At 57.9% G+C, this 20,579-nt stretch carries 18 protein-coding genes; 11 read left to right on the top strand and 7 right to left on the bottom strand.

Annotated features, from left to right (window positions below; translation table 11 throughout):
- Positions 1–24 precede the first annotated feature (24 nt).
- From HHJ16_RS02580 to waaF, 5 genes are all read left to right on the top strand, one after another.
- Positions 25–804 (top strand): metallophosphoesterase family protein, encoded by a 780-nt coding sequence (locus HHJ16_RS02580; RefSeq protein WP_293640407.1) that lies wholly within the window; start codon positions 25–27, stop codon positions 802–804.
- Between the two features lie 129 nt (positions 805–933).
- Positions 934–1,368, top strand: coding sequence for a glycerate kinase (locus HHJ16_RS02575; protein WP_293640405.1), 435 nt, complete (start codon positions 934–936; stop codon positions 1,366–1,368).
- Positions 1,369–1,468: 100 nt separating this feature from the next.
- Positions 1,469–2,407 carry a branched-chain amino acid transaminase gene (locus tag HHJ16_RS02570; protein WP_293640404.1) on the top strand — a complete coding sequence of 313 codons (939 nt, stop codon included), beginning with the start codon at positions 1,469–1,471 and terminating at the stop codon, positions 2,405–2,407.
- A gap of 23 nt (positions 2,408–2,430) precedes the next feature.
- Positions 2,431–2,640, top strand: coding sequence for a zinc-finger domain-containing protein (locus tag HHJ16_RS02565; RefSeq protein WP_293640403.1), 210 nt, complete (start codon positions 2,431–2,433; stop codon positions 2,638–2,640).
- Positions 2,624–3,712: a lipopolysaccharide heptosyltransferase II gene (gene waaF / locus HHJ16_RS02560; protein ID WP_293640416.1), complete on the top strand. Its 1,089-nt coding sequence runs from the start codon at positions 2,624–2,626 to the stop codon at positions 3,710–3,712. The genes HHJ16_RS02565 and waaF overlap by 17 nt, the downstream gene beginning before the upstream one ends.
- 224 nt (positions 3,713–3,936) lie before the next feature.
- On the opposite strand, the gene HHJ16_RS02555 is transcribed toward waaF, so the two are convergent.
- From HHJ16_RS02555 to HHJ16_RS02545, 3 genes are all read right to left on the bottom strand, one after another.
- A complete protein-coding gene (locus tag HHJ16_RS02555) occupies positions 3,937–5,160 on the bottom strand; it encodes an ATP-binding protein (protein WP_293640402.1) in 1,224 nt (407 codons plus the stop codon).
- A gap of 23 nt (positions 5,161–5,183) precedes the next feature.
- A complete protein-coding gene (locus HHJ16_RS02550; RefSeq protein ID WP_293640401.1) occupies positions 5,184–5,903 on the bottom strand; it encodes a response regulator transcription factor in 720 nt (239 codons plus the stop codon).
- Positions 5,904–6,103: 200 nt separating this feature from the next.
- The gene (locus HHJ16_RS02545; RefSeq protein WP_293640400.1) at positions 6,104–7,525 is read right to left on the bottom strand and encodes an MFS transporter; all 1,422 of its coding nucleotides are present in this window, start codon (positions 7,523–7,525) and stop codon (positions 6,104–6,106) included.
- 31 nt (positions 7,526–7,556) lie between these two features.
- On the opposite strand from HHJ16_RS02545, the gene HHJ16_RS02540 reads away from it, so the two are divergent.
- The 4 genes from HHJ16_RS02540 (at position 7,557) to HHJ16_RS02525 (ending at position 14,684) form a co-directional block, all read left to right on the top strand.
- Positions 7,557–8,399, top strand: coding sequence for a M48 family metallopeptidase (locus tag HHJ16_RS02540; protein WP_293640399.1), 843 nt, complete (start codon positions 7,557–7,559; stop codon positions 8,397–8,399).
- Between the two features lie 243 nt (positions 8,400–8,642).
- The gene (locus HHJ16_RS02535; protein ID WP_293640398.1) at positions 8,643–10,721 is read left to right on the top strand and encodes an ATP-binding protein; all 2,079 of its coding nucleotides are present in this window, start codon (positions 8,643–8,645) and stop codon (positions 10,719–10,721) included.
- Positions 10,722–10,869: 148 nt separating this feature from the next.
- Positions 10,870–14,289 (top strand): PAS domain S-box protein, encoded by a 3,420-nt coding sequence (locus tag HHJ16_RS02530; protein ID WP_293640397.1) that lies wholly within the window; start codon positions 10,870–10,872, stop codon positions 14,287–14,289.
- Between the two features lie 8 nt (positions 14,290–14,297).
- Positions 14,298–14,684, top strand: coding sequence for a response regulator (locus HHJ16_RS02525; RefSeq protein WP_293640396.1), 387 nt, complete (start codon positions 14,298–14,300; stop codon positions 14,682–14,684).
- A 61-nt stretch (positions 14,685–14,745) separates the two neighbouring features.
- Here the strand turns inward: HHJ16_RS02525 and HHJ16_RS02520 are convergent, their stop codons facing one another.
- Positions 14,746–15,612, bottom strand: a complete 867-nt coding sequence (locus tag HHJ16_RS02520) for an exodeoxyribonuclease III (RefSeq protein ID WP_293640395.1) — start codon at positions 15,610–15,612, stop codon at positions 14,746–14,748.
- Between the two features lie 10 nt (positions 15,613–15,622).
- Here HHJ16_RS02520 and pyrE point away from each other — a divergent pair, with 10 nt between their 5' ends.
- The gene (pyrE, locus tag HHJ16_RS02515) at positions 15,623–16,372 is read left to right on the top strand and encodes an orotate phosphoribosyltransferase (RefSeq protein ID WP_293640394.1); all 750 of its coding nucleotides are present in this window, start codon (positions 15,623–15,625) and stop codon (positions 16,370–16,372) included.
- Between the two features lie 9 nt (positions 16,373–16,381).
- Complete coding sequence (locus HHJ16_RS02510) at positions 16,382–17,056, top strand: DUF4124 domain-containing protein (RefSeq protein ID WP_293640393.1); 675 nt, start codon at positions 16,382–16,384, stop codon at positions 17,054–17,056.
- A gap of 110 nt (positions 17,057–17,166) precedes the next feature.
- Here HHJ16_RS02510 and gatB read toward each other — a convergent pair whose 3' ends face one another.
- Genes gatB through gatC form a run of 3 tightly spaced genes read right to left on the bottom strand, consistent with a single transcriptional unit; the run spans position 17,167 to position 20,449 of the window.
- Entirely contained in the window at positions 17,167–18,624 is a 1,458-nt protein-coding gene (gatB, locus tag HHJ16_RS02505; protein WP_293640392.1) for an Asp-tRNA(Asn)/Glu-tRNA(Gln) amidotransferase subunit GatB, read from the bottom strand.
- Positions 18,621–20,153 (bottom strand): Asp-tRNA(Asn)/Glu-tRNA(Gln) amidotransferase subunit GatA, encoded by a 1,533-nt coding sequence (gene gatA / locus HHJ16_RS02500; RefSeq protein WP_293640390.1) that lies wholly within the window; start codon positions 20,151–20,153, stop codon positions 18,621–18,623. The genes gatB and gatA overlap by 4 nt, the downstream gene beginning before the upstream one ends.
- Complete coding sequence (gene gatC / locus HHJ16_RS02495) at positions 20,150–20,449, bottom strand: Asp-tRNA(Asn)/Glu-tRNA(Gln) amidotransferase subunit GatC (protein ID WP_293640388.1); 300 nt, start codon at positions 20,447–20,449, stop codon at positions 20,150–20,152. The genes gatA and gatC overlap by 4 nt, the downstream gene beginning before the upstream one ends.
- Positions 20,450–20,579: the final 130 nt, after the last annotated feature.

The following is a 20,579-nucleotide window of genomic DNA, read 5'->3' as shown; positions in this document are numbered from 1 at the left end:
TCGGCCTGCGATCCAAAATGCACCATGAAACTCGCCGTCATTTCTGACATCCACGGCAATCTGCTGGCGCTGCAGGCGGTGCTGGCGGACATCACTCGCCAGGGTGTTGACCAAACGGTGAATCTTGGCGATCTCTTGAGTGGTCCGCTGCAGCCTGCCGAAACGGCGGACTTGCTGATGACGCAGAATTTCCCGACGATTCGGGGCAATCACGAGCGGCAACTGCTGGCCTTGCTGGACCGGCCTTCGGGACAAATTGACCCGATCACGAGTGACGGATTTGCCGCTACCCAACTATCACCGGTGCATGCCGCATGGTTGGAGCGGCTCCCTGTCTCGCTGGCGCTCAACGACGAGATCTGGCTTTGTCACGGCACCCCTGCCAGCGATCTGCAGTACTGGCTCGAATCGGTGGTGCCCGGTTTTGAACGCGGGGAAGGCCGGGGCGTACGACCTGCTAGCCCCAGCGAGGTGGCCGAGCGGCTCGGCAAGGAAAAACATGCCGTGGTGCTGTGTGGCCATACCCATGTGCCGCGCCAAGTGCGATGCAGCGGGGTACTGATCGTCAACCCCGGCAGCGTGGGCCTTCCCGCGTATGAAGACGACCGTCCTTACCGGCATGTCATAGAAAACGGCACTCCGGATGCGCGCTATGCGGTGCTGGAAAAAACCCGTCAGGGCTGGCAGGTCGATCTGCGGACCGTGCCTTATGACCATTTGGCACAAGCCCAGCTGGCGGCCCGCAACCAGCGTGCTGACTGGGCGCATGCGCTGGCGAGCGGGTTTGTAAAATGCTCGGCATAACTTAAACGCTATAAAGATGAGAGCGGCGTATGCACGTACAGCGACCACTAGAGCGCGAATTACAACAAGCTTTTCGGATTTTTATTTCTTCACAAAGACCGTGGCGACGCAGACAGCGAAAATACGACCATGAACTTCCAGAAAATTCTCGTTCCTGCGGCTGGCGTGGGGGCGGTAGCATGGGCTTATCAACTTTATGGCCGGACCGGCGTCGCGGCAGTCGCTGCTGCTGGAGTGATGTGGCTGCTGCTGCACTTCACCCGCATGATGCAGGTTCTCAAACGCGCCGCCAACCGGCCGATCGGCTATGTCGACAGCGCCGTCATGCTCAACGCCAAACTCAAGCCCGGCATGACGCTGCTGCAGGTTGTGGCGATGACGCGAGCCCTCGGTGAGCGGCAATCCGGGAAAGAAGCTCAACCCGAAGTGTTTGGCTGGTCCGATGACACGCAGTCTCAAGTCACCTGTACTTTCGTCTGTGGCAAGCTGGCCGAGCATGCGCTATTCAGGCCTGAGGCGACCGATTCGCACGCCAAGCCGGCCTGGACGCCTTCTGCCCCGTAAAATCAGTCATTCGGATCTGCCAACCCGCCGCCGACTACCGCCGGATGACTGCTTGCGATCTCCCAACCCTATTTCACTCCCTCACCACAGGATCAGCACCATGTCCCCAGTAGCACCTTCCATGGACGACCGCGACGGCAAAATTTGGATGGACGGCCAGATGGTCGACTGGCGCGACGCCAAGATCCACGTGTTGAGCCACACGCTACATTACGGCTGCGGCGCTTTTGAGGGTGTGCGCGCCTACAAAACAGCCGACGGTACGGCCATTTTCCGGCTTGAGGAACACACCGAGCGGCTGTTCAACAGCGCCAAGATCCTGCGCATGAAGATTCCGTTCACGCCGCAGGAAGTTATGGCTGCGCAGATCGCGGTGGTGCGCGAAAACCACCTCGAGAGCGGCTATATTCGCCCGCTGATTTGGATCGGCTCGGAAAAACTCGGTGTCAGCCCAAAAGGCAACAAAATTCACCTGATGGTCGCGGCCTGGTCCTGGGGCGCGTACCTGGGCGAAGAAGGCATGAAGCGCGGCATTCGCGTCAAAACGAGCAGCTTCACGCGACACCACGTCAACATCACCATGATCCACGCCAAAGCGGTCAGCAATTACACCAATTCGATTTTGGCCAATATGGAAGCGACCGACGAAGGCTATGACGAGGCGTTGCTGTTGGACCCGCAAGGGTTTGCCTCTGAAGGCGCCGGTGAAAACCTGTTTATTGTGCGCAAAGGCGTGGTCTACACACCGGATTCCAGCGCCGGTGCGCTCAACGGCATTACCCGAAACACCGTCTTTGCCATCTGCAAGGACTTGGGCTTGGAAATTAAGGAAAAGCCTATTACCCGCGATGAAATTTATATTTCCGATGAAGCATTTTTCTCGGGCACGGCCGCTGAAATCACACCGATTCGCGAGTTGGACCGGATTGAAATTGGCAGCGGCTCACGCGGGCCCATCACCGAAAAAATACAGGGCGCTTTCTTCGACATCGTGAACGGAAAAAATCCGCGTTACGCCTCATGGCTGAGCAAAGTTTAAACAAGGTTGAAGGAAATCCGACTATGAGCAAATCATTCCTTGTTGAGCTGCTGGCGGCCGACCTTAACGACCAGGGGGGCGTGTACTGCCCGAATCCCAAAGCCGACATGGCGCTGTGGAACAGCCACCCGCGGGTCTACCTGGATGTGGCACGCACGGGCGAGGCCAAGTGCGCTTACTGCGGTACCGTTTACAAGCTTAAAGACGGTGAACATTTTGGCGGGCATCACTGATAACTCCCTCGTCATCGCGCCGCAGTGGATCGGCGACGCGGTGATGACCGAGCCCCTGCTGCGCCGGCTGCACGCTCGCGGCGAACGCATCACGGTGGGCGCTTTGCCATGGGTAGCGCCGGTGTACCGCGCCATGCCGCAAGTGGCGGACGTCATCGAATTCCCGTTCGCACATGGTGGCCTGCAGTTAAAGGCGCGACGCGCCATTGCGCAGCGCATCGAAGGCCAGTTCGACAACGCCTACGTCTGCCCGAATTCGCTGAAGAGCGCGTTGCTGCCGTTTTTGGCCAGTATTCCAAAGCGGATCGGTTATCTTGGGGAAGCGCGGGTGGGGTTACTCACGCATCGGCTTAAAAACCCCAAAAACAAACCTCCGATGGTGGCGTTTTATTCAGCCCTCAGCGGCGAAGGAAATCTCGAACAAGACCGGCCGCAATTGCTCATGAAGCCGGCGGACATTGAGCAAACGCTGCGTGAACTGGGCTTGCAGCGCGGTGGTTATGTTGTCTTTGCGCCGGGCGCCGAGTACGGGCCGGCCAAGCGCTGGCCCGCCCGACATTTTTCAGCGCTGGCAGTGACCCTGGATTTGCCGGTGGTGTTGCTTGGATCCGCCAAGGAGGCGGCTTTGTGTGATGAGATTGCGGCGCCCGTCAACGCGGTGCGGGAAGGGTGCTGCCTCAACTTTGCCGGAAAAACCTCTTTGCTTCAGGCGCTGTGCCTGATTGCCGCCAGCCAAAGCACCATCAGCAATGACTCTGGTCTGATGCATGTGGCCGCCGCGCTGGGCGTGCCGCAGGTGGCTATTTTTGGCTCGTCAAGTCCTCTGCATACGCCGCCGTTGAGCGATCGGGCCAGCGTACTGTGGTTGAAGACGGACCCAGCCTATCAGCCTCCGCTGGACTGCGCACCTTGCTTTGAGCGCGAATGTCCCCTCGGCCATACCCGGTGCCTGAATGACCTCAGTCCAGCGCAGGTATTGCAGGCAACGCGGGCGCTTCAAGGCGCCCTGCCCGAGGTCTATTTACATCCGCCAGTTGCCAAAACAGCCGAAAAAAAGGCTACCTCGCAGTAGCCTTGTAAAGTTCTCTTGAAACAGAGAACGTTAATGGGAAATCCCACAAATTACTTTAACGCGTCGCCGACGTGTTTAGTTTTTTCCAACCCCTTCCCCTCGAGCTCCAGCTTGTTGTGACAGCAACGAACGAACTATGCCGTACCGGCTCGCTTCTGCCTATCCCCCAAACAGAGGATAGCGGCGAGTTTTTTTGAGTTAAACAAGCTGCGGCTTGATTTATCTCACGCCTCCTGATCCGCCAGTGGCAACTCGACAATGAACGAAGCGCCGCCGCCGGGCCGGGCCTCGCAGCGAACAGTGCCTTTGTGGCGCAGGCTAATGGACTTGACCAGTGCTAGCCCCAAACCCACGCCACCTTCACGCTCGCTGGCGCCTGGCAAGCGATAAAAGGGTTCAAAAATCCGTTCCCGCTGTTCGACCGGCACGCCCGGACCCCGGTCATGGACCTTGATCACGGCGAGCTGCTGGCGTCCGACACGAATTTGCGCCAATTCCAGGCTGATATCACCGTTGCTGTAGCGCCTGGCGTTCTCCAGCAAATTGCGAATGAGCCTGCGCAGCAACCGCGGGGAACCCTGCACCATGAGACTGTGCCCTGATCTGGCAATTCCCATTCCTGTTTGCAATTCCGCTTGGAGTTCAGCCTTTAATTCCGCATTCACGCGGGAGCATTCCTCCGCGGCCAGACCCGTCAAGTCGAGTGTTTCAAACGGCTCGGCATCAGCCTGCCGGGTGTCTAGCCGACTGGCTAGCAGGATTTCATCAATCAACTGGTCCAGTTCATTGATGCTGCGCGAAATTTCCCGGCGCTGGGGTGACGCGGCGGCGGGGTCCATCAGTTCCAGTCCCATGCGGATGCGCGCTAGCGGCGAGCGCAGCTCGTGCGAGGCATTGGCCAGCAGTGACCGGTGAGAATCCATCAGGGTTTCGATTCGCTCGGCCGCATGGTTGAAGCGCCCGGCCAGAAACGCCACCTCGTCGTGTCCGCCCGCAGTGATACGCGCCGAAAGATCGCCCGCACCCCAGCGCTCCACGCCGCGCTGCAACGCCTCAAGCCGTAACGTCAAGCGGCGAATGACCGGGTAGGCCCCTAGCGCCACGGCGAGCCCGACAAGCACCAGCATAGAGCCGAAACCAAAAGGAGGGCGGTTCCACGGGTTGCCAGGGGGACGCTTGGGCCGCGGCAGCAGCAGGTTCAGGATCTGGCCGTCTCTTGTAACCACATCAAATTCCAGGTCTTCGCCGAGCTTGCGGTCCGGTTTGGTTTGGGCCGTGCCAATGATTTCGCCTGCGGTGTTGTGTACCAGAACTTCTCGTATGGGCAGCTGAGGCAGATCGGCGGTCAGCCGCCACGCGCCACCCACCAGAAAAGTCAGGACCACAACGGTCGCCACCACCGCGAGCCAGATTCGCACATACAGATGCGAGGTAAAACGGGTCCACATAGGCGCACTCAATCAGATTCAGTTCAGTCTTGTTGCTTGGCAAACACGTAGCCGACTCCGCGCACCGTCAAAATACGTTTCGGATCTTTAGCTTCTACCTCAATGGCGCTGCGGATACGACCCATGTGCACGTCAATGGAGCGGTCGAACGCTTCGAGCTCGCGGCCGCGCACGGCTTCCATGATCTGATCACGACTGAGCACGCGGCCGGCCCGTTCAGCCAAAGCCACCAGCAAGTCGAACTGGTAAGACGTCAGCTCACAGGGGTTGCCGGAGACCGACACCGTGCGCGCGTCGCGGTCGATTTCGAGCGAGCCGAAGCGCATCACTTTGTGGTCGCTTCCCGCTGTGGCGCCCCCATTAACCTCGCCACCGCGACGCAGCACCGCACGAATCCGTGCCAACAGTTCACGCGGCTCGAAAGGTTTCGGCAAATAGTCGTCCGCGCCAATTTCCAGCCCCACAATGCGGTCCATCGGGTCACCTTTTGCAGTCAGCATCAGCACGGCGGTGTGCGACGACTCGCTTCCTTGGCCCTTGATGCGGCGGCACACCTCCAGGCCATCCATGTCGGGCAGCATCAAATCGAGAATCACCAGATCAGCGGGACTGGCCTGCAAAGCAGCGAGGCCGCTGGCGCCATCGGGGGCATGCGAAAAACCGTAACCTGATTGGCGCAAATATTCACCCACCATGGCCGCGAGGCGAGTGTCGTCTTCAATCATTAAAAGCTGTTGGGTCATGGGCCGGTCCTCGGTTGCAATACGGGGTGCGTTTGAATCAATCGCCCTTGCGATGATGATGCTAGCAACGTAACAATAGCGCTTGAAGAGATCGTAAAGTTGCAGTAAACCGCACTGCATTGGTCGGCCACTGCCTGGTACGAGTGTCCGCTCAAGTCTTTCTAAAATGCTATTTAACTGATAGCTCTTGATGCCCGAATCTATTCGAGATCAGGAGCTTTTTTCTTTGAAGCAAACCAGACCAGCAGCAGCACGGGCAAACCCAATAAAGCAGTTGCGGTAAAGAAATTACTGTAACCAAAAGCATCGACATATTTGCCTGAATAGCCCGCTAGCGACTTCGGCAACAGCAGCATCATGGAGCTAAAAAGGGCGTATTGGGTGGCTGAATATTTGATGTTGGTCAAACTGGAAAGGTAGGCAATAAAAGCGGCAGAAGCGATGCCGCTGGAGAGATTGTCAGCAGAAATCACCACAATCAGCGCGTTCACATCGTGTCCGCGTGTTCCCAGCCAGGCAAACAGCACATTGCTTCCCGCGCTCAGCGCGGCACCCAGCATCAGCACCTTCATCACGCCAAAGCGCATGGCCAGTCCGCCGCCCAAAAAGGCGCCTACCAGCGTCATGATGACGCCGTAGATTTTGGTCACGGTCGCGACTTCTGACTTGGTGTAGCCCATATCCACATAAAACGGATTCGCCATGATGCCCATGACAACGTCGCTGATCCGGTAAAGCGCGATCAAGGCCAGGATCAAAAGCGCCTGCTTGCCGTAACGACCCAGAAAATCAGCAAACGGATCGATCAGCGCCCCTTTAAGCCAGTCGGCGGCATTTTTGCTCGGCGGCAATTCACGGCGCGCGGGTTCCGGCGAAAAAAGCACTGTCACCATCCCGAGCAGCATGGAGGCCGCCATCACCAGATAGGCAGCCTGCCAAGCGCTGTGCTGATAGCCTGACACATTGGGCGCCACGAGGGGGCTCTCGGCGGCGGCGGCAATCCACAGGGCGCCTGCGCCAGCCCAGATCATCGCGATGCGGTACCCCGTTTGGTAGGCGGCGGCGAGTGCGGCCTGGCGCCGCATGTCGGCCGATTCAATCCGGTAGGCGTCGAGCGCAATGTCCTGAGTGGCCGAGCCGAACGCCACCGCCAGCGCGCACCACACCATCGGCTGCAACGCCAGTTTGGGGTCGGTGAGCGCCATGGCGACCAAAGACATTCCGATGATCGTTTGGGACAGCAGCAACCAGCTACGCCGACGTCCGAGCAGGCGAGTGAGCAGCGGAATGGGCATTCGGTCCACCAGCGGGGCCCAAGCCCACTTGAAGCCGTAAGCCAGGCCAACCCAGCTCAGGTAGCCAATCGTGGTGCGGTCAATGCCCGCCTCGCGCAGCCAGAAACTCAGCGTGCCAAACACCAGCAACAACGGCAGTCCCGCCGAAAACCCCAGCAACAACATGCGAAGCGTGGCGGCTTCGGCATAAACACGCCAAACGTCTCGCCAGGCAGGTTTCTGGCTGTCGGCCTTGCCAGTCTTGGAAGCGCTGGGGGCGCCGGGGGCGCTGGGGGCACCGGCAGGATCGGGAAGAATCAATTCAGACGGGCTGGTTTTTTCTGACATGGGCATTTCAATTTGTGACTATTATTGACGCATGTGCTTTTTGTGCGAGGCTAAACATTCCGCTTGGTCGAGCCGCCGAGCATTCCTCTTGGCATCTGCCGGCACGGCGGCTACCGCCGTTGCTCTTCCTTTGCAGGCACAAGTTGACGTCGGCAGGCCCTCAGAGCTGCGCAATCTGGTACCAGCCGAAGAACTGGAAGATGCCGCTACGCAGGAATATTCCAAGCTGCTGGAGCAGGCTCAAAGCCAGGGTGCCCTCGCGCCCTCAAGCAATCCGCAGTTGCAGCGGCTGCGTCGTATTGCAGCGCGTCTGGTGCCCCAAGCGGCCCAATGGAATGAGCGCTCGCGGGACTGGCACTGGGAAGTCAACCTGATCGGCAGCAAGCAGATCAACGCATTTTGCATGCCGGGCGGCAAGATAGCCTTCTATACCGGTATTTTGAGCCAGCTCAAGCTTAACGACGACGAGGCGGCCATGATCATGGGCCATGAAATGGCGCATGCGTTGCGCGAACATGCGCGCGCCCGCATCGCCAAAAGTCAGGGCACCGGTACCCTGCTGTCGCTGGGCGTACAACTGCTTGGTTTGGGCCAACTAGGCGACGTGGCGGCCAATATCGGCACGCAATTACTCACGCTGCGCTTTAGCCGAGAAGATGAAACCGATGCCGATCTGGTGGGGCTTGAATTGGCCGCGCGCGGCGGCTATAACCCGCAAGCTGCGGTTAGCCTGTGGGAAAAGATGGCGCAAGCGGGCGGGGGCGCAGGCGGACCCAGCTTTCTGTCCACCCATCCCTCCGGTCCGGATCGAATCCAGCGGCTTCAGGCTAATGTGCCGAAAGTCCAAGGCCTGTACCAGCGCGCGCGCGGTTAAAACCCAGGCTGCGCGGGGACCTTACCCCCAGGAAACTTCGCAACTCGATGCCTGGCATTCGGCCTCCGCAGCACCTGCTGACGATGAAACATCACCATGAATCCGTTCCGGAGTGCCTCCCCGCTTTAAAATTCAATGAACGGAGCGGCCAGAGTTGGCGCGCGGAATCACTTCAGCCCGATTCATCCGGCAATATCGAAATGTAGGGGGTCTGGTAGCTAACCCTGTGACAATACAGGTCTCATGCCCTCCCCTGATACGCCCCCGCAAACCATGCAGTCTTCAAAAAATCATCCCCATCGAATCAGTCTGGTCGCAGGCGTGCTGCTGATTATCGTGGCCTTGCTGGTGGGCACTACCGTCTTTTTTGTCATGTTGCGATACGCTGAATCGCTTTTGAGTAACGGCCTGCAGTCGTCGCTTCAGAGTCGCGTACAACTGACCCTCACTGAACTTGGCGCAGGTTTTGATAGAACGCGGCTTATAGCGACGCGTCCTTTGCTGATGGATCAGATCCAACAGGTGAATACGGGTGCGGATCAAGGCGCTGTCACTGCAGAGCTTGAAAGGATAGCGCCCTCCTTTCTCCTGGCTGGGTTCACGGCCATAGCGCTGTTTGACAAGAACGGACGCGAGTTGGCGCATGCGGGGACCTTTACGCAGCAGGCGGAGCTGGCCATACCGCTTAACTTTCCTGGGCGCGTGCAATTACTGTGGAACAAGCATTTTTTGTTGCGCGTCGAAGTCGATATGAAGCAGCAGGGAGGCGTGGTTGGCAAGGTCATGACAGAGACCTTATTGCCGGCCACCATGGGGGCATTAAACGATGCCAAGCATCTGGGCAAAACAGGAGAACTTGGTCTGTGTGCGCCCTTCGGCCTCAAGTTGCAGTGTTTTCCAACAACGCTCCATTCGCAGGTGATGACGTTATCCAACCGCTCTGCGAAAGGCGATCTGCTGCCCATCGCACATGCCCTGTCAGGTGAAACAGGGTTTGCCACCGCGAGTGATTATCGCGACCAGAAGGTTGCGGCGGCTTACGCCCCAGTGGGCAATCTCGGGCTGGGAATGGTGCTGAAAATAGACAGTGCAGAACTCTATGCACCGGTATGGCGAGAGCTGCGGTATCTGATTCCGCTGCTGTTCGGCCTGCTCGTCATCGCACTGCTGATGTTGCGCTGGCAACTCATTCCGCTGGTGCGCAGGCTGGTTCGCTCGGAAGCAGAAGCCCGCAAGATGAATGCGAGTTTGCGAGACAGCGAGCGTAACCTGCGGGGACTGCTGAACAATGTGGATGAAGGCATCGTGAGCACCTCCAAAGTCGGCATTATTGAGCTCTTCAACCCGGCTGCGGAGCGCCTGTTCGACTACCGCGGTGACGAAGTTATCGGCAAGAACGTGTCCATGCTTATGCCGACGCCTTTTCGCGGGGAGCACGATGGCCACCTGGCGCGCTATCTCCATACGGATCATTCGCACATGCTGGGCGTCAGCCGCGAACAGACCGCGCAGCGCAAGGACGGAACCATTTTTCCGATCGAAATCCGGGTTTCGGAGTTTTACTTGGAGGGTCGTCGTAAGTTCATCAGCATCATTCGCGACATTACCGAACGTAAAAAGATTGAGCAAATGAAGAGCGAATTTGTTTCCGTGGTGAGCCACGAACTGCGCACGCCCCTGACTTCCATTCGCGGTGCCTTGGGCTTGGTAAACGGCGGGTTGGCGGGCGAGTTGTCGGACAAAGCCAAAGGCCTGGTCCGCATCGCGTACCTCAACAGCGAGCGTCTGTCCACACTGGTCAAGGATCTACTGGACATTGAAAAAATTACCTCGGACAAAATGGAATATGACTTAAAACCCCACCCACTGAAGGCGCTGATTGAACAGGCCATCGACGCGATCAGACCTTATGGGGAACAGTACTCCGTAGGCTTTAATTTTATGACTATGGCGCCGCAGGCCATGGTTCGTATCGACGCCGATCGGTTCGCGCAGGTGTTGTCAAATCTCTTATCCAATGCAATAGAGTTTTCGCCACCTGTAGGCGTTGTGAACATCAAGGTATCCAGCGCTGACGGATGGATTACGACTTCAGTATCCGATCAAGGTCCAGGCATACCCGCCGAGTTTCAGAGCCGGATTTTTCAGCGGTTTTCTCACGAAGACTCTTTTGATAACCAGAGAAAAGGCGGTACCGGTCTGGGGTTGAGCATTAGCAAAGCTTTGGTGGAAAAAATGGGTGGACGCATTTGGTTCGACGCCAGCCAAGGTACCGGGGCTACGTTTTATGTGGCCTTTCAAGTGTGGCCTGCGCCAGTATGACCTCGCGGTCATGCTGAAAACGCGGCCCGTCAAAAGCTATCCGGGTTGAAAAATCTGACAGTCTCAATTCCCGGTTGCAGTCGCCCGCGTGAGTGAAGCAAAGCCTGCGTAAATTAACTTGACTCCTATACACAAAGCGAATGACGAAATGCTCGAATCAGACCGCCCGATAGATTCAGAAAATATGCCAAGCTCGGAGCAAAGTCCACCGCCGTCTTTTTGGGTGCGGGTAGGTGCAACGATCTGCAAAGAGTATGCGGTATGGACAGTGCTGCTGGTTGGCTTGCTCGCGACTTTTTTAGCCGCAAAAAGACCCGAAGAAGCACTCTTCGGAATGCTACTGAGTGTGATGTTCTCGACGTTCATCTGGATGTTTTCCACTCAACGCCGGCGCGCGCTCGCGCTGGCCGGCCACATGACCAAAGTACTCAGCAGGGAGTTCGCTGAGCATCGGCAAACCGAGGCGGAACTGCTCAGGTTCAAGAATGTTCTGGACAATACGCTGGACATGATTTTCATGGCGGAGCCAGACACTCTTCGCTTTGTGTACTTGAACCAGGGGGCAGCCCTGAACCTGGGTTATAGCCAGCAAGAGCTTCTCGGAATGACGCCCTGCCAGATCGCCCCCTTCATGCCCGAGTCCACCTTTCGACAACTCATCGCGCCGCTGGTGTCGGGTGACCAGTCATCGCTTCGCTTTGAAACCGTGCATCGGCGTAAGGACGGCACCGATTTCCCGGTCTCTATTTTTCTGCAACTGGTGCTGCAAAGCGACGGAGGCGGCCGATTTTTCGCGATCGTGCGTGATATCACCCAGGACAAGGCGGCCGAGATGTTTGTGCTGGCGCAGGAGCAGGTACTGGAATTGATCGCCGGTGGCGCGCCGCTGCGGCAATCGCTTGAGGCGGTAGTACAGCTGGTAGAAAAGAGTTCACCCATTAGTCTGTGTTCGATCCTGCTGGTAGAGGGCCAACAACTGCATCACGGCGCCGCACCAAACTTACCGGACAGCTTTACTCAAGCCATTGAAGGTTTGCAAATCGGTGAGGGCGTGGGCGCCTGTGGCACCGCCGCATTTCGCAAAGAGACCGTCGTGGTTGAAGACACCGGGCGCGATCCGCTGATGCAGGATTACCGCGAACTGCTGTGGGCCCACGAGTTGCACGCTTGCTGGTCGACTCCTGTGATGTCGACTGCGGGCGATGTGCTGGCGACCTTCGCGATATACCGTCGCGCGCCAGGCAAGCCTGAGGCTAAAGATCTGGAGTTGATTGCCGCCGCCACTCGACTGGCCCGCATTGCGCTAGAACATGCGCGTGCTGAGGCGGAACTTCTTCGGTTCAAGAATGTTCTGGACAACACGCTGGACATGATTTTCATGTTCGACCCAGAAACCCTTCGCTTTGTGTACCTGAATCAGGGGGCGGTACTGGGTATGGGCTATCGCCGGGATGAGCTTCTCGGGATGATGCCGTGCCAAATCAATCCGCTTTTACCCGAGGCCAAATTTAGGCAATTTATCGCCCCTCTCCTTTCCGGTGAACAAGCCTCACTGCGCTATGACTCGGTGCATCGGCGTAAAGACGGTACCGATTTCCCGGTCGCTGTTTTCCTGCAACTGGTGGTACAGAGTGACGCCAGCCGGCTGTTCGTCGCGACCGTGCGCGACATCACCGACAGGGAACTGATCACCAAAGCACTGCATGCAAGTGAATTGCAGTTGCGCGAAATGACCGACACCGTGCCGGCCATGATCGCCTACCTGGATACTGAACAACGATTCTGCTTTCACAACAAAGCCTACGAAGAGGTCTTTGACTTGAGCTCCGGGCAGATCACAGGCCACCTGCTGGCGGATGTGCTCGGTCCAAAGGACTATGAGCGGGCGCAGACCAAAGTCGACGAAGTATTGCATGGATACCCCGCCCAATACGAGCGCATACAAATCACGCCTCAGGGCGATCTCAGAAACTATGCCATGCAATATTTCCCGCGCTATGGTGAAGGCGTGGACGAAGGCAAAGTCGTGGGGTTCTACTCGCTCGGCACGGACATCACCGAGCTCAAGCGCATTGACCGCATGAAAACTGAATTTGTTTCGACGGTTAGCCACGAGTTGCGCACACCGTTGACCTCGATCCGCGGTTCGCTGGGACTGATCGCTGGCGGCGTCGCCGGCGAATTGCCCGAAGCCGTGAAGAACCTGGTAGACATTGCCAAGAACAACTGCGAACGCCTGATCCGGTTGATCAACGAACTTCTGGACAGCGAAAAAATCGAGTCGGGCAAGATGCGCCTGGACCTGCAGGTTGTCGATATCAAGCAACTGGTCGAGCAAGCGCTGGTCTCCAACCAGGGCTTTGCAACCCAATACCGCGTCAAGTTGGTGCTGCAAGCGCCCGATGAGCTGCTGCAGGTGCGGATTGACCGCGACCGTATGACCCAGGTGCTGACCAATCTACTCTCCAATGCGGTGAAGTTTTCGCCCCCGCAGGAGGCGGTAGAGGTGCGCGTGACGCGTGTGGCGAAAGGCGTGCGGATAGAAATAGCGGACCATGGCCCTGGTATTCCCGAAGAATTTCGCAACCGAATATTCCAGAAGTTTTCGCAAGCGGATTCGTCCGACACCCGGCAGAAAGGTGGAACCGGTCTGGGGCTCAACATTTCCAAGGCCCTCATCGAGAAAATGGGGGGTCATATTGGCTTTAGCAGCGAGGCCGGTGCCGGAACCACGTTCTTCCTCGAGGTGCCCGAATGGCAGACCTTGGCGCCTTTGCGGCAGCCGCTCAGGACCGAAGTAGCTTTCGTCAAACCACGCATACTGGTCTGCGAGGACGATCCAGCCATTGCAGAGCTCATCAGCATCATGCTGAGAAAAGCCGGTTTTGAGGTTGATACGGCGCATAGCGCGGAGCAAGCGCTGGTTTGCCTCGCCCACACTCGCTACGATGCGATGACGGTAGACTTGAAACTGCCGGGCCAAACCGGCATGGATTTCATCAATGTGTTGCGCAGCGACGAAAAAACGCGCGACCTGCCTGTGGTGGTGATCTCCGTCATGGCCGAGGAAGGGCAGCTGCAGTTCAAGCGCAAACCGCTCACAGTCTCCGACTGGCTTAAAAAACCGATCAATGAAAAGCAGCTAATTCTCAGCGTGCGACGGGCCATCGCAGGTTTGCCAAGTGGCAACCCGCGCATCCTGCATGTCGAAGACGATATCGATATCCAGTCCATCGTCGCGGCGATCGTCCGGGATTTCGCAAACGTCGAATTTGCAGCCACACTGGAGCAAGCCCGAACCCGACTGCGCGAACACCAGTTTGACTTGGTGCTGCTAGACCTCGGACTGGGCAAAGATTCGGGTTGGGACCTGTTTGAGGATATCGATGCACTCAATCCACGGCCACCGGTGATCGTGTTCTCGGCCAGCGATGATGACCCGGACGATGGGAAACAGACCGAAGCGGTGCTTCTGAAAACCCATACCTCCAACGCGGAGCTGTTTGATACCATTCGACGCGTTCTCCAGATTTCCGGAGCCTCCGGGCCAGCCGTTCCCAATCCCTGACCTGACCCATGCCCGTACCTCTGAACCGCATTCTTTATGTTGAAGATGAACCTGACATCCGCGTTGTGGCGAAGATGGCCCTGGAAGCCGTGGGAGGGTTCACTGTGAGCGCCTGCGCCTCCGGACTGGAAGCACTGATCGCCGCGCCGGACGCGCGGGCTGACCTGTTGCTGCTGGACGTCATGATGCCTGGCATGGACGGCATCAGCACACTCAAGGCACTGCGAGAAATCCCCTCCACAGCCCACACTCCAGTCATCTTCATGACCGCCAAAGTACAGGTCGCGGAGGTGGAGGTGTACAAGAAGCTGGGGGCGCTGGAAGTGATTTCCAAACCTTTCGACCCGATGGAGCTTTCCGCCCAAATCGCGCGTATCTGGGCCTCTCAGAGTTGAGGCTGGCCGCTCTTTTAAAAACTAGAAGGACACGCCCACGCTGCAGAAGGAACCGAAACATTCATGGTGCAAACTCGTAGTCCACGGTCATGGGCGCATGGTCTGAAAAACGCTGCTCTTTATAAATGTGTTCACTCCGCGCTAACGCCGCAAAGGCCGGCGTAGCCAGGTGATAGTCCAGCCGCCATCCGACATTTTTTGCATACGCCTGGCCGCGGTTGCTCCACCAGGTATAGGCAGCGTCCGTCGTCGTGGGCTGCAGTTTGCGATACACATCCACCATGCCACCGCCTCGAAGCGAACGGTCTGCGCGCTGAGTCAATTCGTCGGCCGCTTCGTTCATCAATTCGGAATCTCGCAGCAATTCGGTCATCCAGGCCCGCTCTTCAGGTAAAAAGCCGCTGTTTTTCTGGTTGCTCTTGAAGTTCTTCAAATCGATTTCCTGGTGCGCGATATTGATGTCGCCACAGAGCACAAAGTCGCGAGTTTGTTTCAGGGCCGCCAGGTGCGGATAGAGCTCGGACAAAAAGCGAAACTTGGCGGCTTGCCGTTCTTCGCCCGACGAACCGCTGGGGAAGTAGCCGCTGATGATCGAAAGCTTGGGGCTTTGCCTGCGGCCAGGGCGGTCAAAGCGCAACTCCACGTAGCGGCCTTCAGTGTCGAATTCAGGAGAGCCATAGCCGACCATCACATCACTGGGCTCATGGCGCGTATAGATACCCACGCCGGAATAGCCCTTTTTCTCAGCAAACTGGAAATAGCCTTTCAGGCCGGCGATTTGCTCAAAGCGGTTGCTTATGTCAAAGGCTTGCGCCTTCAGTTCCTGCACGCAAATACAATCCGGCATGGACTGGGCAACCCAGTCCTGCAAGCCTTTGCTGGCGGCGGAACGAATACCGTTGAGATTGAGACTGGTTAATTTGAACAAAAGGCTTCCAATGACTACGGCAGGACAAATGGGCGACCGGGTTCCGGCGACTTCTGGAGGCACAGCGCTGGCGCAGGAATTCGTGCAGTTCGCCGTTGAATCGGGCGTGTTGCGCTTTGGTGAATTCAAAACCAAGGCCGGGCGCATCAGCCCCTATTTTTTTAACGCCGGATTATTTGACGACGGTGCGAAACTGGGGCGGCTAGCGCAATTTTATGCGCGCCAGCTACTGGCCGAAGAGGAACGCAGCGGGCTGGAGTTTGACATGATTTTTGGTCCCGCATACAAAGGCATTCCCCTGGCGGCGACGGTGGCCGTTGAGTTGGCGCGGCTGGGCCGCAATCTGCCATTTGCCTACAACCGCAAGGAAGCCAAAGACCACGGCGAGGGCGGCACGCTCGTCGGTGCGCCCGTTAAGGGTCGAGTGCTGATCGTGGATGACGTGATGTCCGCTGGTACAGCAGTGCGCGAATCTATAGCCATCATCCAGGCCGCTGGCGCACTACCCCATGCCCTGGTGATCGCACTGGACCGACAGGAAAAAGCGACCGAGAATGGGGTCGACGTGAATTACAGCGCTGTGCACTATGTGACGACGCAACTGGGCTTGCAAGTTTGTTCCATTGCGCGCCTGACTGACTTGCTGCAGTATTTGGCGCTGCAAGGCGGTGCACCGGGAGAAGCGGCTTCCGGCGCGCTTTCCGCAAAAACGCACTACCAGTCAGTGCTGGCTTACCGACAACGCTACGGCGTGGATTGAGGAATCAAGTTGTTTTATAAATCATCGCTGGCGGCCGGTCTGGTAGGAGTGGCATGCTTGTGCGCCGATGCCGCGGCCCAGAACATTTACACCTGTGTGGACGGGAAAGGCCGCAAGATCACGGCCGACCGACCGATTGCCGAGTGTCTGGACCGCCCACAGCAGGAACTGACCAGCTCGGGCTACGTGAAGCGTCAGGTCAACCCGGCTCTCACGGGGCAGGAACGGGTCGCTCAAGAAGAAAGAGACAAACTGGCAGCCGAGGAGCGCGCGCGCGTTGCTGAAGACAAGCGCCGCGACCGCGCGCTGCTGCTGCGCTATAGCAGCCGCACGGTGCACGACCAGGAGCGCGGCACGGCGCTCGCCCAGATTGATGAGGTCACAAAGGCTGCGGCCACCAAAGCGGCGGAACTGACCGAACAACGCAAGGCCATGAATAGTGAATTCGAGTTTTACGTCAAAGATCCGGGCAAGGCCCCGTTTTCACTTAAACGCAGGTTGCAAGAGAACGACGCCAGCATGCTGATGCAAAAGAAGTTCATTGCGGACCAGGAGCTGGAAAAGAAACGGGTTAACCTGCGTTTTGACCAAGAGCTGCTCAAACTCAATCAACTCTGGGCGTTGACAGGTGGGGTGCCAGCCAACGCCGCCGTCATGCCCGCAAAAGTCACTGCTGGAAATTGATTTTGCAGGTCACTCTGACGAGGCCCCGGAATACGATGTCTATCGCTATATTTTCAATGCCAAATTAGAGGCCGGCCCGACCCTTCGGTCGATCCGCAGCTTGTCGCCCGTCAAGCCAGCTTTTTCTTCAGCAGGTCGTTGACCTGCGCCGGATTAGCCCGGCCTTTGGTCGCCTTCATCGCTTGGCCGACGAGTGCGTTAAAGGCCTTGCTATTGCCAGCACGGACTTCTTCAACGTTTTTGGAGTTAGCCGCCAGCACCTCGTCAATTATTTTTTCGAGCTCGTCGGCGCCATTCATTTGATTGAGGCCTTTCGCCTCGATCAGCGCGTCAACGTCTTTCCCCTCGCCGGTCCACAAAGCCTCAAACACTTGTTTAGCCGCATTATTGGAGATCGTGTTATCGGCAATCCGGCCGATCAGAACGGCCAGTTGGTGGGCACTGATGCCTGACACTTCAATGGACTTTTCTTCGGCATTGAGCCGGCGCGACAGCTCGCCCATCACCCAGTTGCTGGCCAGCTTGGGTTGCTTGCTCGCTAGCGCGACGGCCTCGAAGTACGCTGCGATGGGCTTGCTTTGCGTGAGTTGCCCGGCATCGTAGGTCGGTAATCCGTAATCGGCCACGAACCGCTGAGCCATCACACGCGGCAGCTCCGTCATTTCCGAGCGGACGCGCTCCACCCAATCCCGTCCGATCATCAGTGGCGGCAAATCCGGATCGGGAAAGTAGCGGTAATCCGCCGCATCTTCCTTGCTTCGCATGGCACGGGTTTCGCCAGTATCTGCGTTAAACAGCACCGTGGCCTGCTGAATCGCGTGGCCATCCTCAAGCTGCCCAATCTGCCAGCGTATCTCGTAATCCATCGCTTGCTGCATGAATTTGAAACTATTGAGGTTTTTGATTTCGCGGCGGGTGCCCAATGGCGCGCCCGGTTTGCGCACCGACACGTTGGCGTCGCAGCGGAAACTGCCTTCCTGCATGTTGCCGTCGCAAATGCCGATCCAGGTCACGATTTTGTGCAGCTCCCTGGCGTAGGCCACGGCTTCGGCGCTGGAACGCATGTCGGGTTCAGTCACGATTTCCAATAGCGGCGTACCGGCGCGGTTAAGGTCGATGCCGCTGAGTCCGATGAAGTCTTCGTGCAATGATTTGCCGGCATCTTCTTCCAAGTGGGCACGCACCAGGCGAACAGATTTTTTCTCGTCACCAAGAAAAAACTCCACTCTGCCGCCTTGCACCACCGGAATCTCGAACTGGCTGATCTGGTAGCCCTTGGGCAGGTCGGGATAAAAGTAGTTTTTGCGAGCAAAGACGCTTTGCTCCGCAATATGCGCGTTCACGGCCAGTCCGAACTCGATGGCGCGTTGAACCGCGCCTTTGTTCATCACCGGCAGGGCACCGGGCAGGGCGAAGTCCACCGCAGAGGCTTGCGTGTTGGGCGCCGCACCAAAGGCCGTGGAAGCACGGCTGAAAATTTTCGATTGCGTGGTCAGCTGGGTGTGGGTTTCGAATCCGATGACGACTTCGTAGCCCTGCACCAGCAGCGATTTAGCGTCATTGCTCATGTCATAGCTCCCGGCGTTCTTTCGTGCCAATCCGTCGCCAGCTGGAACTGGTGCGCAGTGCCCAGCAGTTGCGCTTCTTTAAAGTAGTTGCCAATCAATTGCAGGCCGACCGGCATGCCGTACGCACCGAAACCTGCCGGAACGCTCATGCCGGGCAGACCCGCAAGGCTAGAGGACAGTGTGTAGATGTCAGCCAAGTAGCTGGCCACCGGATCGTCCGATTTTTCACCGATCTTCCAGGCCACAGTAGGGGAGACAGGCCCTGCAATTACGTCGCATTGGGTAAACGCTTTTTGAAAGTCCTGGGCAATCAGGCGGCGGATTTTTTGTGCTTTTAGGTAATAGGCGTCGTAGTAGCCGTGGGAGAGCACGTAGGTGCCGATCATGATGCGGCGCGTGGCTTCGTCGCCAAAGCCTTCCGAGCGCGACTTTTTGTACATGTCGGTCAGGTCCGTGTAGTGCGCGGCGCGGTGGCCATAACGCACACCGTCGAAGCGGCTCAGATTACTACTGGCTTCGGCCGGTGCAATAACGTAGTAGACCGGAATCGACAGCTCGGTCAGCGGCAGGCTCACGTCGACCAGCGTGGCTCCCAGCTTTTCAAATTCGGCCAACGCGGCGCGAACGGCGGCGAGCACGTCGGGCGAACAGCCCGTTCCAAAAAACTGGGTAGGCAACCCTATTTTTAAACCTTTTAGGGGCGTAGCGTCTTTCTTTTGCTCACAAGCCGCTATTAGATTCATAGCGTAGTCGGTGGCCGGCAGGTCCAGCGATGTCGAGTCGCGGTCAAGGTCGGGGCCGGCCATGGCCGATAGCAAAAGCGCACAGTCCAGAGCGCTGTGTGCCATTGGACCGGCTTGATCCAGGCTGGAGGCGAAAGCCACCATGCCGTAGCGGGAGCAGCGGCCGTAGGTGGGCTTGATGCCGGTGATGCCCGTCAACGAGGCGGGTTGGCGAATCGATCCACCGGTGTCGGTACCGGTGGCAGCGGGCACCAGGCGTGCCGCCACGGCCGCAGCAGAGCCGCCAGAGGAGCCGCCAGGCACGCGGCAGGTATCCCAAGGGTTGTGCACGGGTTTGTAAGCGCTGTTGTCGCTACCGGAACCCATCGCAAATTCATCGCAATTGAGCTTGCCCAGCGTGACCATGCCGGCGCCCCCGGCTGCGACGCCAAGTTTGCTGACCACAGTCGCATCAAAGGGACTGCGGTAACCTTCCAGCATTTTCGAGCCGGCGGTGGTGGCGAAATCGCGCGTTACAAACACGTCCTTGTGGGCCAGCGGCACACCCAGCAAGGGCGACCGCTCTCCAGCGGCCAGCCGCGCATCAGCGGCACGGGCTTGCGCCAGCGACACCTCGGCGTTCGTGGCCAGAAAAGCGCCCAGGCTGTCGTACTGCTGAATCCGTGCAAGAAAATGCTGTGTCACTTCCACGCTGGAGACTTCGCGGGAAGCCAGCTTGGCGGCAAGTTGCGCTACGCCAAGATCATGCAGGTCGGCATGAGGAGTGTGGCGGATGTTCGAACTCATTCGATCACCTTGGGAACGAGAAACAGGCCGCGTTCCACTGCGGGGGCGCTGACCTGGCTGGCCTCGCGCTGGTTGGTTTCGCTCGCAATGTCGTCGCGCAAGCGCAGGGCGACTTCGCCGAGCACCGCAGCCGGGTGAGCCAGCGGCTCCACACCATCGGTGTTGACCGCTCCCATCTGCTGCACCAGGGTGAAAAAACCGTTCAGCTGTTGCAAGGTGTGCGCGGTTTCGTCGGGCCGCAACTCAAGTCGCGCTAGGTTGGCGACGCGTGCGATGTCTTGGGATGTCAATGCCATGGGTGGTAATGAATGATTTCAGGCGAAGGAGGACTGCAAGAAACTGGAACTGAAACGAGGCGTAAGGCTGAGAAAACGTTGCTTGCGGCGTTCTAGATTTGCGGGGGATGCGTTATTATCCTGCCTTTGG

This window comes from Polaromonas sp. (assembly GCF_012927485.1).
GTDB lineage: Bacteria > Pseudomonadota > Gammaproteobacteria > Burkholderiales > Burkholderiaceae_C > Polaromonas.
The sequence above is the reverse complement of the archived record's forward strand: the minus strand, read 5'-3'. Positions and strand labels throughout refer to the sequence as shown.

Coding starts and splice junctions, on each gene's coding strand:
- HHJ16_RS02535 (WP_293640398.1), top strand. CDS start 8,643: ATGCCCTCCCCTGATACGCCCCCGCAAACCATGCAGTCTTCAAAAAAT.
- HHJ16_RS02540 (WP_293640399.1), top strand. CDS start 7,557: ATGTGCTTTTTGTGCGAGGCTAAACATTCCGCTTGGTCGAGCCGCCGA.
- HHJ16_RS02530 (WP_293640397.1), top strand. CDS start 10,870: ATGCTCGAATCAGACCGCCCGATAGATTCAGAAAATATGCCAAGCTCG.
- HHJ16_RS02545 (WP_293640400.1), bottom strand. CDS start 7,525: ATGTCAGAAAAAACCAGCCCGTCTGAATTGATTCTTCCCGATCCTGCC.
- gatA (WP_293640390.1), bottom strand. CDS start 20,153: ATGAGTTCGAACATCCGCCACACTCCTCATGCCGACCTGCATGATCTT.
- HHJ16_RS02575 (WP_293640405.1), top strand. CDS start 934: ATGAACTTCCAGAAAATTCTCGTTCCTGCGGCTGGCGTGGGGGCGGTA.
- HHJ16_RS02580 (WP_293640407.1), top strand. CDS start 25: ATGAAACTCGCCGTCATTTCTGACATCCACGGCAATCTGCTGGCGCTG.
- HHJ16_RS02570 (WP_293640404.1), top strand. CDS start 1,469: ATGTCCCCAGTAGCACCTTCCATGGACGACCGCGACGGCAAAATTTGG.
- pyrE (WP_293640394.1), top strand. CDS start 15,623: ATGACTACGGCAGGACAAATGGGCGACCGGGTTCCGGCGACTTCTGGA.
- gatC (WP_293640388.1), bottom strand. CDS start 20,449: ATGGCATTGACATCCCAAGACATCGCACGCGTCGCCAACCTAGCGCGA.
- gatB (WP_293640392.1), bottom strand. CDS start 18,624: ATGAGCAATGACGCTAAATCGCTGCTGGTGCAGGGCTACGAAGTCGTC.
- HHJ16_RS02565 (WP_293640403.1), top strand. CDS start 2,431: ATGAGCAAATCATTCCTTGTTGAGCTGCTGGCGGCCGACCTTAACGAC.
- HHJ16_RS02525 (WP_293640396.1), top strand. CDS start 14,298: ATGCCCGTACCTCTGAACCGCATTCTTTATGTTGAAGATGAACCTGAC.
- HHJ16_RS02550 (WP_293640401.1), bottom strand. CDS start 5,903: ATGACCCAACAGCTTTTAATGATTGAAGACGACACTCGCCTCGCGGCC.
- HHJ16_RS02555 (WP_293640402.1), bottom strand. CDS start 5,160: ATGTGGACCCGTTTTACCTCGCATCTGTATGTGCGAATCTGGCTCGCG.